Origin of the sequence: Anabaena sp. FACHB-83 (genome assembly GCF_014697485.1) — a bacterium.
Lineage (GTDB): Bacteria > Cyanobacteriota > Cyanobacteriia > Cyanobacteriales > Nostocaceae > Nostoc_B.
Genome location: NZ_JACJRY010000013.1, coordinates 112,814 through 128,176 on the forward strand (window position 1 = coordinate 112,814; position 15,363 = coordinate 128,176).

Here is a 15,363-nt window from a genome sequence, read left to right on the forward strand (position 1 = left end):
TGATGGGTATTTTTTCTCCACCAATTGATTCTGACGGATGTATTTTTCAATCCTTAACGCGCACGTTGGGAGGACACCAAAACAAATTTTTGCTGGAAATACCCAAAGATTCTAAAATTCCCCGCATAATTTCTGTGCAGTACATCCAATGTTCCAAGTCATCATACATCCGGTCGGGGTTAAACTCGGCATTGTAATGCAGCACATTGGGAATGTCTAAAAACTCATCAGAGTTTTGGGGCGAAAGTAGCAAAAGTTGAAATGGCTTACCTTGGCAGTGTTTTTCTAGTTTGCTGACTAAATCTAACACGCCGCCGCGATCGCATATACCAGTGCGGACAAACAGTGCTTGGTCGCAATTTTCAACTGTGTACCAAAATCTTTGAGAACGTGCTGTATAGCGTACCCGCATCCGTTCATACACCGGAGACATATCATATACAGGGTTGTCTGTGGCTTCAACTTCATGGGCAAAGGATAAACCAGACCATTTGCTATGATAAATTCTCCCTGCTTCTGGACTGTAATCTAGCAAGCTGGGATTCCACATATCGTAAAAACGATTTTCGATGATATCTGCGATGTCTGCAATCTTGGTAGTGCGGGTTAAGTCAAAGGGAAAAGCCGGGCCATCATATTCCATTTTGTATAACATCATCCGTACCGCGCAGCGATCGCCCAATGGCACAATTGCCACGCGACTAATGTCTGATAATTTACATTGATATCGAAATAACACCGCCGACTGTGATGGAATTTTCACTCGACTTTCCAGCCCATCTTTACCAATCATCATCGTGCGGAAGGGAATCTCCGGGTGTAATGGGTCTTCGTAAACACCTGCTGGTACAGCTTTTAGTGCTTGCCGGACTTCTTTCCACATGGGATGGATATTATATTCATGGTCTGACTCATTAATTACCCAGAGGTGATGTTCATCTTTTTGCAAGATTCCCAAATGCCCATCATAAAACAAAACTTGGGAGTCATTGGGGGCGAATAAATTAAAAGCGGCAGTATATTCTAAATCATATCCTGATGGTATTTCTACGGTTGTAGCGATCGCGCCATCTTCCTGCACAGCAAAAAATGGCAGTGTTCCCGGCTGGGGATTTTTGGCAACGTAAATACCAGGAAGCAACTTGGCTTTGCTCTGCACAACCGTTTGGAGTTCTTGCCAATAAGGCGCAATGGTGTAATTGTGGGGTGATGGATTACTAATTCGCAGACTTTTTTCTTCGATGTAGGCACAAACATAAAATCCCGCATGATCAAGATAAATCGGAATTTCGTTGGGTTGCCAGAAATGGGGGTTTTCTTTGGCTAATTTGGCTTTGTCGATATCAAATAATTGTAGGTCGATCGCTTCAAACATCAAGCGATGACCGAAGGTGTTGGGATGCGCCGGGTCAAAAGATATCCCCTCCCACCAGCGTCCTTGGCCATTATCTAAGGCTGGCAACCAATTCAAAATCGGCACACCCCAATTTAAAATTCTGTTGTGGGTATCTTTTAACAGCCAGTAATGCTCAGGAGAATAATTGTTATTGGGATAAACACCCCCTAAAATTGGCAACGCGCCGAGTTTGCGCGTCATTTTCACCAACTGCTGCAAACCGCTTTCAAACCGCCTTTGTATGGCTCGCCGTTCGTGGGGCGCACAATAAGCTAATCCTTCGTTACCCAAAGATAAAGCAATAATTACTACATCAGGTTGTTCTGGTGTAACTACTGAAGCAAAGCGGGCGATCGTTCTGCTGACATTGGCTCCCGCTTCTGATACATTAACGACTCTATGCCCATATTTTTGTTGTAAAGTTTCCTTTAGTAGTCCAGCCCAACCGTGAAATAACCAGGCTTTATGACCCAAGGCCACAGAACTACCAATCACTACTATTTTTAAACTGTCAGAATCTGCTGTGAATACTGGTTTAGCAGTAGTTGACTGCTCAAGATAGCCGAAGGGATACGGCTGTAAATAACCGAATGCCCCGTCATCCACAACAATAGTACTGGAATGGTCATGGTTAATCGGTAGCCAACGATTCCACCCAAAAGCTTCCCATTCCCCATAATTACTAGTATTGAAACGCACATACTTGTATTCAATTTTCTGATCATCACCAGTATCTAAAGATGGCTGAATGTCAATTTCATCTGTCCACCATAAAGGATAGCGATCGCCACTGGTGCGGAGGCGAACACATTTAGTAATATCCCACGAACCCAACTCGGAAGTAGAACCAAGCAGCCCAATAGATTCACCAGTTTGGGTATATGCACTAACCTGGAAGCGATACATAAGATTTTTTGTGAATTTAAGAATAAAATGCCACTGGAAAGGTTGAATCCTCCAGATGCTTTGACAGTATCACATACTACATCTAAAGTCTGTATTCCAAGAACCTTCCAGAAAAATTCATAGCAATCAGGAAGGAAGTCCCGACAATAAATATTCTTTGGTGTCTGGTGAAAGCGTTATTATAGAGGCGATCGCAAATCACACTCCATCGGACTTGTAAGGTGTCTGGCAATGACCATCTCCTTAGAACAATTTAGCCAATCTTCTCTGGTGTTTCAGCAGTATGATGCAACTTGGCAAGACTATGAGAAGGTGCGAGATAACCCCGATATCGATTGGCGTAAAATTGCATTTCATCAGGGATGGTTGTGGGTTGATATGGGAACAGAAGGACTAGGACATTCTTCTTTTAGCGATTTGATAACCATAATTTTTGGTTTCTGGGCGTTCCTACACCCAGAGATAGTATTGCAATCCTACGGACGCTGTTTAATTGAAAATCCCGAAACCCACGCCTGTGCGCCAGATTTAGTTTTGTACAAAGGTGAAAATATTCCGAGATGGCAACCAGGTGAACCACGTCGGATTATTCTTGATCGTCATCGTCTACCGGATTTAGTGGGAGAAATTGCTGATACCACTTTAGGTATTGATTTGGATGAGCAAAAGCAACTTTACGCTAGTTTAGGAATTGCAGAATACTGGGTAATTGATGTTAAAGGAATGCGACTATTTGCATTTGGTTTAACTGCAACAGGTATCTATCAAGCGATCGAAGTTTCTCAGGTGTTGACAGGTTTACCCATCGCTCTGATTGAACAAACACTAGAAAGATTACCCCAAGAAACTAACACCGCAGCCGCTAATTGGTTAATGCAGCAATTACAAACAAAATAAGTGCAAATTTAGAATAGACAATTTGGCGTTGCATAAATGCGTGATTAATTAAGCTTTTTTCACAAGGTTAACGATAGATGTTTCGCGCAAAGGCGCAAAGGCGCGAAACAAAATTCATCCTCTTAATCAGCAACGCCTGTTTTTTTAGCCGCGAATTCCATTCGTCGGGGCTAGGTGCAAGATATGTCTATACAGTGATAGCAAAGGCATAAAATTGGGAAATTTAAGATTAATCTATTCCAATTGACACACAAAAGTTTACATGAATTTTTTGGGCAGAGTCCCCTTAGCTTGGTTGCAATTGACTCGCTATAAACTACGCCTAGTTGTAGCGATTTTAGGTATTGCTTTTGCAGCTATTCTGATTTTTATGCAATTAGCATTTTTAGATTCTCTCTATGAAAGCCAAACAGCACTGCATAAACTCCTCAAGGCTGATTTGGTTTTAATCAATACTGATATGAAAACTTTGGCGAACACTGGGGATTTTTCCCGCCAATATTTATATCGCGCCCTCAATTTTAGGGAAGTTGAATCTGTAAATTATGTCTACCACGCACGAGATGATTTCCGCTATGGTAGTGTTCGCGGCGGCAAAGGAATTATTATTTTAGGGATTAATCCAGATAATGTTCCTTTTGAGATTAAAGACTTTCAGACAGTTGCACATCTTTTAAAAGCTAGAGGCGTGGTTTTATTTGATCGTAACTCCGACGCAAAAGAATATGGCAGTGTTTTTCAAGATTTGCAAGTAGGAAAACCAATCGCGGCTGAAATAGCTGGACATCAGGTTTGGATTAGTGGCTTAGTAAATTTTGCTGGTGCTTCTTTTGCTGATGATGGTAATTTGATTACCAGTAGTATGACTTTTAACTATCTATTTCCTCATCGTTCTTCTAATAATATTACCCTGGGTTTAGTGACTCTTAAACCAGGAGTAAATTTACAGGCGATCGCTCAACAAATCCGCGCTCAACTTCCCCGCAAAGTGCGGTTGATGACACGCCAAGAATTTATCGAATATGAAAAGCATTATTGGGCTACGAGTGCGCCCATTGGATTTGTCTTTACTACAGGGGTTTTTGTCGGTTTCTTAGTAGGAGTAATTATTGTCTATCAAATTCTTTATGGTGAAATTACCGACCATTTACCAGACTACGCCGTTCTCAAAGCTAGAGGTTATAAACATCGTTTCTTTTTAAATATTTTGTTTCAAGAAGCATTGATTTTGGCAGTCTTGGGTTATATTCCTGGTCTAATCATGTCTTTGGGATTATATGCCATTGTCAATGGTGCCACATCTTTACCGATGAATATGACATGGCCGCGAGCTTCTCTGGTGCTGTTATTAACAATAATAATGTGCTTTACGTCTGGTTTTGTGAGTATGAATAAGCTCAGAGAGTCTAATCCGGCTGACCTATTTTAAATTAGTAATTAATCTGAATTATTGTGGTTAATCAAACAGTTATTTCTATTCAAAATCTCAATCACTTTTTTGGGGAAGCCGCACTCAAAAAGCAGATTCTATTTGATATTAATCTCACCATTAAAGCCAAAGAATTTGTCATTTTAACTGGCCCTTCTGGTTCAGGAAAAAGCACATTGCTGAGTTTAATTGGTTGTCTACGCTCTGTACAACAAGGCAGTTTAAATATTTTAGGACAGGAACTCAACGGTGCAACCCAAGAACAATTAGTCCAAATGCGGCGGAATTTTGGTTATATTACCCAATCCAGTAATTTACTCGATTTTTTAACAGTCCAGCAGAATATTCAAATGTCTTTGGAATTACAGCCGGATTTTTCTGTACAGGCGGCGCGGGCGAAAACAATTGCTATTTTAGAATCTGTAGGATTAAGGGAAAAAATCGATGTTTATCCTAAAAATCTGTCTGGGGGACAAAAACAACGGGTAGCGATCGCTTGTGCGTTGGTAACTCAACCCAAGTTGGTACTCGCTGATGAACCAACAGCCGCCCTGGATAAATCATCAGGACGTAATGTCGTCGCTTTAATGCACCGTTTAGCCAAAGAACACAATAGTGCTGTTCTCATGGTGACTCATGATCATCGCATCTTGGATTTGGCTGATCGGATTGTGCATGTGGAAGATGGCAAACTCGGTTTAGCTTTAAACCAAGAACTATCTTTGATGTTACCGGGTTTTGATGAAGCCTTACTAGAAAAAGCCAACACTAAACCAACCGTGTTGACTTACGCATCCGAGGAAATCATTGTTCGTCAGGGAGAACCAGCGACGAAATTTTATATTCTCCTGGAAGGAGATGTAGAAGTTTTCCAAGATTTCCCCGATCAGCCGACTCGCTTGTTAAATCGGCTGAGTCGTGGAGATTATTTTGGGGAAGTTGGTTTACTGCGGGGTGGAAAACGTACAGCAACAGTGCGTGTCACCAAAAATTCAGAAGTGAAAGTGATGGTGATTGAGGAAGAATTATTTCAGTTGTTCGTGAATAACTCAGAGTTGACTAGTAATGATGTCGTTCGTCGTTTGCATCAACGGGTAATGACAAGTCATTTATCCAAAGCCTTACCCAACGTCGATCCATCAGAAATTGTGGCGATCGCTTCTCAATCTAAGGGGAGTCAATACAAAGCCAATTCTATTATTGTTCAACAAGGGGAATTTGGCGATCGCGTCTACTTAATATTAGAGGGAGAAGTGGAAGTATCCGTGATTGATCAAGGGGAATCCAGAACAATTCAACTCAAATCGGGTGAACATTTTGGTAATGTACAATTTTCCGATGCTCAAAATTATGCTGTTTACCTTCGAGCCATAGCTTGTACTGACGTTGAATTGATGGCAATTAATCGAGACAGTTTTTGTAATTTGATTTTAAAATCCAATACAAATTCCGATATCGTAGCTGCTGCACTCCACCATCAATTTCTCAACTTTTGATTTCAATTAATCTGAATTGAGGCTCTAACTTGTAACTTATTCAATGTCCTCACCCGTTCGCTGTCATCGGGACGTAGGCGAATTTTCACTTTCACGATTCTAACATCAGCTTTGGCGCTGGGATCATCATTAATGATTCCTGGCTGTTCAATTTGCAATCCAATTTGATCTACTTCTCCTTTGATTTCTCCAGTAAATCCACCATATTCACTGACAATTGTTGCTTCCTGACCAATTTTTACATAATGAATATCACTTTCGTAAACTTCAGCAATCACATACATTTGTTGTGTTTGTCCAATATCAACAATTCCTTTACTACCCACAACTTCACCAACTCTGGTGTTAATACTTAAAATTTGCCCAGCTACGGGTGCTTTCACATAAAGAGATTCCAAATCAACTTTTGCTTTTTCTAATTGAGATAAAGACTCATTCAATTCTGCTTTAGCAACTAAAATATCTGTGGGTTTGACATGAGCTAAACTATCTAATGTTGCTTCCGCAGCTTTTACACGTTCCTTACCGATGCTCACTTGTTTGCGGAGATTGGCTTTGGCTTCTTGCAATTTTTGTTCCTCAATCTCCACTTGTAAACGTCTCTTTTCCGTTTCAGCTACAGAAACCGCTCCTTTATCCAATAACTCCTTGTAGCGTTCATAGTCATCTTGGGTTTTGCGTAATTCAATTTCTTGACTAGCAATTACAGATTGTTGCACTTTGATATTTTCAGTTAATTCCGCTTGTGTTTCTGCAACTTTCATGCGTTGGGCTTCAATTTGTCCAGACTCTTCACCAGCTTGCACCTGCGCTAAACGCGATCGCGCCACAATCACTTTCGCTCTGGCATTTTCTACACTTGCTTGATATTGGTTCACATTATCCATGACTGCAATAATTTGGTCTGCACTTACTTGTTCCCCTTCTTTTACCAACAGTTTCGCCAAACGTTGATTTGCGCCTGTCGCAGACAGATGAATAATATCTCCTTGTGGTTCTAATATTCCTAAAGCTGCTACACGAACTATAGACTGTTGACTACTTGATGTTGCTGGTAATTTATTCTGATTAGTATTCCTTGATTGCCTATTAATAATCACAACAGCAAGAATACTAATCGCAGTAATAATAGACAAACCTATAGTAATTACTTGTAGCTTTGATATCGGTTTATTTTGATTAAATTCAATTTTTATCATTGTTGTATCAGGAAAATATTCTGTTATGAAATATGATGATTACAAATAGAATGAGAAAATCATGTTCATTTTAATGAGCATGAAATATAGCAGTCTTATTTGATATATGCACAACACAGAAAAAGGATGTCAGGCGGACAAGGAAGGCAAGGGGGAGATATTTGTAAATCATTGAGGATTGCGGTAGATGTATAATTGATATGTTTATCCAGGTATTTTCCTGCTAAAAATATTACTTTGTAGGTTTGTAATTCTAGACATCAGGTTGACCGATTCTTATTTTCAGTTTTCCCTTAACAGTGGCTTCGCTAACAATTATCTGGTAAAAGAATTTTGGCGCGAGTTTAGTCGGGTAGTGAGTATGTTGAGTCTAGGCTTTGGATTTGGGTTAGTTGGTGGGTATCAATTAGGAGAGACTATGAAGCGTTATCAGGTCATAATTGCAACTACTACTGGAACATTAGCTGCGATCGCTTTTGGCTATTTCGGAGTCCAAACACTCGGCAAAGATACAATGTACAGTATCAGCGCGGGAATGTTTGGAGTGGGAGCGGGAGCTTCTGTGAGTCAAGTGGTAAGCAATAGAAAGCAGCGACGGACAGTAAGAACTTAATTAGAAAGTCAATAGCCAACAAAAATACCCCCTGATTGATCAAACAGAGGGTGAAAAAATTTTGGATTTTATATTCAAACTCTAGGACAAGGCTTTCGCTAACGCTTCTCCCAGTTGTTTGAGGGCTTTTTCTTTGGCAAAATCGGCGGCGGAACGTGCTGACTCTGCAAGAATTGTATCAGTGTTGGGAGTTAACTTTAATGCTCCACCGAGATACCCAAGAGCCTTGACGTAATAATCAGACAAGTTGGTAGAAGCTAAACGTTTCACCATTTGGTGATCACCACTTTGAAAAGCGGTTAAAGCTTGGCGATGTAATTCGGTTTCGGGAGTTCCTAAAACTTCCAGGATAGCGTTAACGGCTTGGTTGACTTTTTCTAAGGTGAGTTCCGATGACACGGCTTGTATGATTGCGATGTTTGTAACTACATATAGCAGAATACAGATCAGAGGTAACAGTTGTGTAGGGCGCGTTAGACGGCTCAAATGTTGTCAAAAAACAGATTCTTGATATCTCACGCACCCTACTAATATGCCAGTTACGTAAGTCCTGTCATAATTAGAATTAACTACTATTGCCATAGATCCATAATTTAAGTATGGAGTTGAAAAACAACATGGACAATAACAAAATTGAGGTGACTGGAATCAGTGAACCTCTCCTCCAGTTGATTGATGAGCGAGTGAGGCACTTTGGAGGCGACAGAGCAGCATATATCCGTAATTTGATTGAAAAGGATATATTCGGCACATCACACCGACACAAACAACAAAGTATCGATCTGGGTACAAAGCGTACTTTTGACCCACAACAATGGTCAGCTGACATGAAATTATTAGCTCAAGGTGCGGAAAAAATACCAGTTTTACCGCCAGAAGCATTTATCCGTGAAAGCATTTATGGGAATCATGACTGATGCTGTTCATGGCAGATACAAACATTCTATTACGGTTCGTTTCTCCTTCAGATCCAAATCATATTTTGGTTCGTGATGCCATATATTCTTTATTGCAAAGGGGAGAAGAAATCTGTTACACATCACAAATTCTGGGAGAATTTTGGAATGTATGTACGCGACCTACAACGGCACGAAGCGGTTTTGGCTTATCAATTGAGGAGACAGACCAGAAAACTCAAGTGATAGAACGTTACTTCAATTTTTTGTCTGATAGCGCCGCCGTTCATACACAATGGCGGCGTTTAGTTGTGGATTATAGGGTGTCTGGGGTTAAGGTACATGATACACGGCTGGTTGCAGCAATGTTGGTGCATGGATTAACCCATATCCTGACATTTAATGTTAGTGATTTTGCCCGTTATTCAGAAGTTAGTGCTGTTCACCCCAAAGACATAACACCATAAGACAATTGAGAATCTAAGTTTGTACTGCAAAATCTTCTGGATCAATTCCCCAATTTGCCAAAGGTGATAGTTTAATCACTCCATCTTTTTACTCCAGGTATTTCTAATACCAAATCCGCACCGTAAACATTCCCTGGGGTTTGAAATCCTGGCTTAACTTCACCTTGGATGATGTGTTTAATCACTACTACAGCAGCTAAAGCCGTAAAATCGTAAGCTTCGGGGCCGATGAGTTTCGCTGTAACTTGACGACCAGATTCATCTTCTGCAATACCAACCACTCCAACTTTACCTTGAGCGCGTTCTGCTGCACTTGGCCCTTGTGGGAGTTGTTTAATTAAACTCGCTAAGGCGCTTTGGAAAAGAGATGAGTTAAATAACCAGCCTAAATACTGACTGCTTTCCATCAGAAAACTTACCGGGTTGGGAAAGACTGTGTAAGTTTCGATATTGGGAATATTTGTACTGTGGAATGCGGTAACAAGATCAGCACGCCAAGGGTTAGTTACGGCGGTGACTAAACCAGCACCAAAATTAACTTGACGTTTTTGTTCTGCTGGTCGAGAAGGAATTAGTTTACCTGCTTTGCGGACGACACCCATTTCATGTAAGCTGGGCAGGACAGTATTGGCAGTTCCTTGAGAAACACCACCTTCAGTTTCATAGATTAAGGTGAGACTGTTGGCGGTTGGTAACTGAGATTTGAGGTAAATTGCAAGACAATCTGTCGGGACGACACCAAACCCAACGCCAGGAAGCAGCATAATTCCTGCATGTTTCGCCTCCTCATCCCGTGCTGCTAAAGCCTGAAATTCGGGAACTTCGCCAGCGATATCTAAATAATGGGTGTGAGTTTGCAAACAGACATCAACGAGTGATTTGGCAGTTTTCGCAAACGGCCCGGCACAATTGAGAACAACTGTAACATCTTGCAGAGATTGTGCGATCGCCTGCGCGTCATCCAAACTAAACACCCGAAAATCAAAGTTTAATTTCTCCGCAACTGATACCAACGCACCTTGATTTCTTCCAGCCAAAATTAACTCTACACCCTGACTTTTTGCCGTTTCTGCTATTAATTTCCCTGCATAGCCAGGCGCACCATACAATAACACCTTTGCCGTCATGATTTTTCCCAAATTAAATATTCACAAATCCCCCTAACCCATAACTTATACACATTCAAATCCCCCCCTTTTTAAGGGGGGTTAGGGGGGATCTAAACTTAACTTGACTTAATTATTAACAGGACTTACGTAAAAATTCCCAAAAACCTTAATTTATCGTAGACGCGAAGCGGCTTCCCGCAGGGTACCGCCAAGTCGCCAAGAACGCCAAGAAATCGTAGAGTGTGCGTAAGTCCTAATTAATAATCTGCTGCCACAGTTTAACTTCTGGTGGTTCTACCAAAAACTCATCTGCTTTAGTAAGCATCGCCCGAATATAAGGCTGTTGTAAATGTTGATCCAAAATTGCTTGACTAGCCCAATTTTCATGCAGCAAAAACACAGAAGGGTCTTCGATAGATTGATGTAAATCATAATTAATACATCCATCTTCCGCACGAGTGAGCGCAATCACCGGTTCAAATTCTGCTCTAAATTTATCTTCTAAACCCTGTTTTACTTTTAACCGAGCCGTAACTGTAACTTGTTGACTTGACATGATAGATTCTCCTGTTTAAATAGATACAGGACTTACGCACCAAGATTGTCTATGAAGATTGGGTGTAAGGGTTTTAGATACATACACTCCTACACCATCGCCAAAACCCTTGATTTTTCGTTTTTATGCGTAAGTCCTAAGATAAAAATAGGGAGTTGAGATAATAAAATTTTCACTACTCCCTACTCCCCACTCCCTTTTCTAAGTATTGATACTGTTAATAATCTGGGAAGGTTTGAGGAAATTATAAGGTATAGGACGAGTTTGATTTCTAATATCAATTTGTCGTTCTATATCATGCAAATTTTGTTGGAACTGTACCACTAATTCCTGTGCCAATGGGTCAGCAAATTCCTCATCATAATAACCCAATTTATCATAATGGTAAGATGTTAAAATATGCGTCCACATTACTTGGTCAGCAGCTTGCTTGAATGGTGGCAATATCTTCATAATTGTTTGCATATCCACGCCCTTACTTTCGGGAGTTGGATGATAAGCTGCATAAGGCATATTCGGTACGAAAGCCATGTATTCGTACTGAGAGAAATTTAAAGCCGAATGGAAAGGAGCGCAGGTAAAAACTACAACCGTAATAATTTGAATTAATTGGTCGATAGTTTCTATTTTTTCTGGCATTCCTTTAACACGTCCACCATCTTGAGCAACTAATTCTCTTGCCCAATTTTGCAATTCATAATCTTCACTTAAGTCTTGAGGCGTTTGGTAATAAAGTTGCAAATAATCTGTGACAAATTTCTGAATAGCATCCCAAACCAACATCCCATCATCCCGGAACGGAAAATGCGGTAATATATCCGGGTCATCCATATTTTGACTTTTCATTAATGTCGGGAAGACAAATTTATCAATACTCCATTCTTGGTAAGTTTTGACGACAAAAGTTAAAGATTCTTCTAAAGAACCAGCCATAAATTCATCGACTGGGCCACCTGGTTGTAAAAAGTGGGTGCGTCCCAAATCGTTATCAAATAACATGAACCGGAAGTGTGGTTTGAGTAGTAAAGCAATGGGATGATTTGCTGCTAATTGGCGTGCTGTGGCAATACAAAAAGGAGCCATAACAGCATGAGTATAGGCAAAGTGACTACCTAATTCTTGATGGTTGCCGTCAGCAATCTGCACAGAAGTTTTTGCTAAAAACCAATCTAGATAAGGGTCATCGGGAGTATAAATCAATCCATCTGTCCCAGCATCATTATTTAATTTAATCGCCACTGGACGCAAAGAACCACCATTTGGTAAACCATTGCTCTGCCAGTAAAATAAAGCTTGAGGCTTAGGTAAATACTTTCTCACATTTTGAGAAGTTCCACCTTTAATATCAAAGAGTGTGGGATAATCTAATAGGTAAAGTCTACCTTCTTTGAGAGCCGCTTCTAAGTTACTTTCTGTCCCGACAGATTTTTGAAATTGTGCGTTTGTGATACCGAGATTTGCTGGTAAACTATCAATTCTCCGAAGTGCTAAAGGGTTAGCACCTGATAATCTTTGCTCGGCGAAACATGAATCGGTTTTATAATTATTCATCACTGCTGGTTTAGGTAGCAGTGTCAACAGTTCTTCGTATTCTTCTAATTCATCTAAAGGGTCAAGAAAATTTCTAGCTTTGGCAGCTAACATATTTGGTGCTAGATTTGCCATACTAGCGAGGCGTTTAGCTGTATATTCTGCCGAGAATAGTTCTTGATGGGGGACTTTATCAATAACGGGAATAGGAGCTAGATAATTATGATTAAATTTATAATCTTCTCGATTTTTGACTAGCTCATCTTTACGGATATTGGGGTTAGGATCTACCTGGGGTAAGTATGGTTTCATGATAGTTTTTAAGGAAATAATGGAGACAAGGGAGAGAGATGTTATTTTTTGCTGGGCAAAGCCCAGCTAATGAATAATTACGAATTATTATTTAGACTTGGAGAGGTCGAGAAACTCAACCAAATCTGGGAGTTTCTTGTTGGACAACATTAATGATTTCTTGAGTTACTTTGTCATTGCGCCAGTAGCTACCATGTGCGTCGCCACCAGAAAGCAAGGGTAAAAGTGTTTGTGCAAATGGTATTTCTAACCATCCGGCGTTGTGGGTGAGGATATCTTGAATATCTAAGTATTTGGTATCTCCATCCACTAAATCGATCATCAGTTTTTGCAGTGGGTAAGCAATGGGATCACCAGGATGAAGATAATTGCGCCAAGGTAGTTTTTTACCTTGACGTAATTCTTGCAGACACTCTAAAAATTTTTGCAGGTTGGGTGTAATGTCGTGGCTACTGGGTGAATCTTTACTATCTTTACCGGGGTTGATATTGGTCAAGCTAAAGATGGCTACAGGTGAACCGAGGGTGTGAATACTTGCAATGGGAATCCCTTGACGACGATCGCTATTTTTCCCGGCTACACCAAAAATGCTATCGCGGATAGCCATCACATCATCTTTACCGGGTGCTTTATCTTCATCCCAACGGCTGGCAAACAAAAGATCAAACAAAATCACTGTTCCCCAACTGTGGCTGACTATGTGCAGACGATCATCAGGTTGGGCTTGATGTAACCCGTTGGCGATCGCTTGAGTTTTCATGCGGTTGACAACTTTTGCACCAACATGACGGCTAATATAAAGTGCAGCATCGCCAGCAAAGGGAATAATTTGCTTTTCTCGAAATTCTTTAAACCAAACATCTTTCCAATAAGGTGAGACTCGAAGTTGTCCTAGCAGTTTATTTTCTAGTTCTTCGTTGACATCACCCCAGTAAAGAGAGATTTTTCTGAGATTTCGTTGGCGATCGCTTGCACTTTTTCTCAGACGTTCAAACAGTTCATCGGCGTATTTATCGTTGCGGATACTTACACCATGAATAAACAACACATAGTCTGTAGCCATTTCAACACCCCTTTTCTGCAAGTTTTATCGAAACGACGATGCTGCTTAGGTCTATAAGGTTTTTAAGTACTCAATCAGTGCTTTTTTATCATCACTGGGCAAATCAGTACCATAAAGATGTCCCTGATTGGAATTAGCAGCAACGGTCGTATCATATTCAAAACCTACACGTTCAGCTTCTGTTCCTTCGGAAATAAAGCCAACTCTTTGCGAATCGTAAACATCGTAGCCCCGATAAAAGGTTTTGGGACGATCCTCTGGTTTTGCGAACAAATCTTGCAGAGATGGAACAGAACCATTATGTAAATATGGCGCTCTAATCCACAATCCATCGAGAGATACAGCCACATAGCCATCAGTTTTCCGCAGTTGGCTGAAATCCCAAGGATAGCCATCACCAAAGTGATTGTAGGTGTCGGCGGCTTGCTGCGTCCACATATCTAAACGATGGCGGTCTGTTCCTACTTCTTCTACAGGAATGACTGTACCTGTTCTTTCACCACCAAAGGCGTGACAAGATGCACAGTTGTTAGCAAAAATTTGACTTCCTTTATTAGCTAATTTCTCATCCACTGGGAAAGGATATTTAGGTGGCGCAAGTGTAGTGATATAGTCTTCTACTCGTTGCAAATCAGCAACAGGTAAAGAATCTTTCGTTGCACCATCCCCAATTGCGCCTGTTTGCACAGTTTCTTTGAGAGAAGTTTCTAAACCATCCCAATGCAAAGCAAATCCTTTGTGTAGTGCCTGATTCCAAATCGGCATCATATCGGAGTTACCGATAGTGTCATCTTTGGGCAGTTTTAAGGTGTTGAATTTCACTGGGTTAAACGGATCAATTCGACCAGGCCCCCAGTTAGGACGAGAATCCATCCAAGCAAAATCGGCGCTTTGTTGTAGCAGGGCTTTTTTAGTTTGGGGAATAATCAAAAACCGATAAAGTAAGTTTTCGATCCAAGAAAACTCATGATTATATTTGATTTCATCCAAAATATAATCGGCGTTAAATCTGGGGTCGCTGGCGGCTGCACCCAAAAAGCGCACATAAGCTTGGGAATTGAATTTGTTAGAAGGCCCAGCCGGGAAAATATGAGGTTTTTCTAGGGGACTGGTTCTATATGTAGCAGTATGACAAACCGCACAAGTAATTCCCACACGGGGGAATCCAATGGTTTTTTTCGTAAAACCAACTGGGGTTTCTTTGCCTTCTTCCCAAGTAATTCCTAAAGAAGTGTAACCGCCTGGCCCTGGTAATTTATCAGGAAAGATGCGGGGTAAAACTAACCAAATCCAATAAGGTATGCCTTGGGCTGGTTCTGTACCAATGGAACCATATTTAAAATGTTCTGCTGGTGATTTGTAGGTAAGCGGCACATCTCGAAATAAATGATACCAAGCTATGTAACCTACACCCCCGACTAACAACACAAAAACTAAAGCAATGCTGGCGAGAATTCTGCCTAATTTCTCTTTAAATATTTTCATAAAATGACA

At 40.7% G+C, this 15,363-nt stretch carries 15 protein-coding genes and 1 pseudogene; 7 read left to right on the top strand and 9 right to left on the bottom strand.

Features of this window, described 5'->3' with window-relative positions; genetic code table 11:
* Positions 1-46: 46 nt before the first annotated feature.
* Both H6G79_RS17275 and H6G79_RS17280 read right to left on the bottom strand, forming a co-directional pair.
* Entirely contained in the window at positions 47-2,302 is a 2,256-nt protein-coding gene (locus H6G79_RS17275; protein ID WP_190590312.1) for a DUF1796 family putative cysteine peptidase, read from the bottom strand.
* Between the two features lie 82 nt (positions 2,303-2,384).
* Positions 2,385-2,534, bottom strand: a complete 150-nt coding sequence (locus H6G79_RS17280; RefSeq protein WP_190590311.1) for a hypothetical protein — start codon at positions 2,532-2,534, stop codon at positions 2,385-2,387.
* On the opposite strand from H6G79_RS17280, the gene H6G79_RS17285 reads away from it, so the two are divergent.
* The 4 genes and pseudogenes from H6G79_RS17285 to H6G79_RS36815 all read left to right on the top strand — a co-directional run bounded on the left by H6G79_RS17285 (position 2,534) and on the right by H6G79_RS36815 (position 6,124).
* The gene (locus H6G79_RS17285) at positions 2,534-3,199 is read left to right on the top strand and encodes a Uma2 family endonuclease (protein ID WP_190590310.1); all 666 of its coding nucleotides are present in this window, start codon (positions 2,534-2,536) and stop codon (positions 3,197-3,199) included. The genes H6G79_RS17280 and H6G79_RS17285 overlap by 1 nt on opposite strands.
* A gap of 262 nt (positions 3,200-3,461) precedes the next feature.
* Positions 3,462-4,628 carry an ABC transporter permease DevC gene (gene devC, locus H6G79_RS17290; RefSeq protein ID WP_190590309.1) on the top strand — a complete coding sequence of 389 codons (1,167 nt, stop codon included), beginning with the start codon at positions 3,462-3,464 and terminating at the stop codon, positions 4,626-4,628.
* Between the two features lie 20 nt (positions 4,629-4,648).
* Positions 4,649-5,323, top strand: a pseudogene (locus tag H6G79_RS36810) (DevA family ABC transporter ATP-binding protein); the annotation flags it as partial.
* 30 nt (positions 5,324-5,353) lie between these two features.
* Positions 5,354-6,124, top strand: coding sequence for a cyclic nucleotide-binding domain-containing protein (locus H6G79_RS36815; protein WP_242048431.1), 771 nt, complete (start codon positions 5,354-5,356; stop codon positions 6,122-6,124).
* A gap of 2 nt (positions 6,125-6,126) precedes the next feature.
* Here H6G79_RS36815 and H6G79_RS17300 read toward each other — a convergent pair whose 3' ends face one another.
* Positions 6,127-7,323, bottom strand: coding sequence for an HlyD family efflux transporter periplasmic adaptor subunit (locus H6G79_RS17300; protein ID WP_190590307.1), 1,197 nt, complete (start codon positions 7,321-7,323; stop codon positions 6,127-6,129).
* Positions 7,324-7,588: 265 nt separating this feature from the next.
* Here H6G79_RS17300 and H6G79_RS36820 point away from each other — a divergent pair, with 265 nt between their 5' ends.
* Positions 7,589-7,936 (top strand): hypothetical protein, encoded by a 348-nt coding sequence (locus H6G79_RS36820; RefSeq protein WP_242048416.1) that lies wholly within the window; start codon positions 7,589-7,591, stop codon positions 7,934-7,936.
* Positions 7,937-8,017: 81 nt separating this feature from the next.
* Here H6G79_RS36820 and H6G79_RS17310 read toward each other — a convergent pair whose 3' ends face one another.
* Positions 8,018-8,335 (bottom strand): hypothetical protein, encoded by a 318-nt coding sequence (locus H6G79_RS17310; RefSeq protein WP_313933924.1) that lies wholly within the window; start codon positions 8,333-8,335, stop codon positions 8,018-8,020.
* A 218-nt stretch (positions 8,336-8,553) separates the two neighbouring features.
* Between H6G79_RS17310 and H6G79_RS17315 the strand changes: the two genes are divergently transcribed.
* The gene (locus tag H6G79_RS17315; protein ID WP_190590306.1) at positions 8,554-8,853 is read left to right on the top strand and encodes a hypothetical protein; all 300 of its coding nucleotides are present in this window, start codon (positions 8,554-8,556) and stop codon (positions 8,851-8,853) included.
* Positions 8,854-8,861: 8 nt separating this feature from the next.
* A complete protein-coding gene (locus tag H6G79_RS17320) occupies positions 8,862-9,299 on the top strand; it encodes a PIN domain-containing protein (RefSeq protein WP_242048418.1) in 438 nt (145 codons plus the stop codon).
* 71 nt (positions 9,300-9,370) lie between these two features.
* Here the strand turns inward: H6G79_RS17320 and H6G79_RS17325 are convergent, their stop codons facing one another.
* From H6G79_RS17325 to H6G79_RS17345, 5 genes are all read right to left on the bottom strand, one after another.
* Positions 9,371-10,426: a trans-acting enoyl reductase family protein gene (locus H6G79_RS17325; protein ID WP_190590304.1), complete on the bottom strand. Its 1,056-nt coding sequence runs from the start codon at positions 10,424-10,426 to the stop codon at positions 9,371-9,373.
* Positions 10,427-10,661: 235 nt separating this feature from the next.
* Positions 10,662-10,964, bottom strand: coding sequence for a putative quinol monooxygenase (locus H6G79_RS17330; protein ID WP_190590303.1), 303 nt, complete (start codon positions 10,962-10,964; stop codon positions 10,662-10,664).
* Between the two features lie 201 nt (positions 10,965-11,165).
* Entirely contained in the window at positions 11,166-12,806 is a 1,641-nt protein-coding gene (locus H6G79_RS17335) for a lipoxygenase family protein (RefSeq protein WP_190590302.1), read from the bottom strand.
* 115 nt (positions 12,807-12,921) lie between these two features.
* Positions 12,922-13,869: a hypothetical protein gene (locus H6G79_RS17340; RefSeq protein ID WP_190590301.1), complete on the bottom strand. Its 948-nt coding sequence runs from the start codon at positions 13,867-13,869 to the stop codon at positions 12,922-12,924.
* Positions 13,870-13,920: 51 nt separating this feature from the next.
* Complete coding sequence (locus tag H6G79_RS17345; RefSeq protein ID WP_190590300.1) at positions 13,921-15,354, bottom strand: c-type cytochrome; 1,434 nt, start codon at positions 15,352-15,354, stop codon at positions 13,921-13,923.
* Between the last annotated feature and the right edge of the window lie 9 nt (positions 15,355-15,363).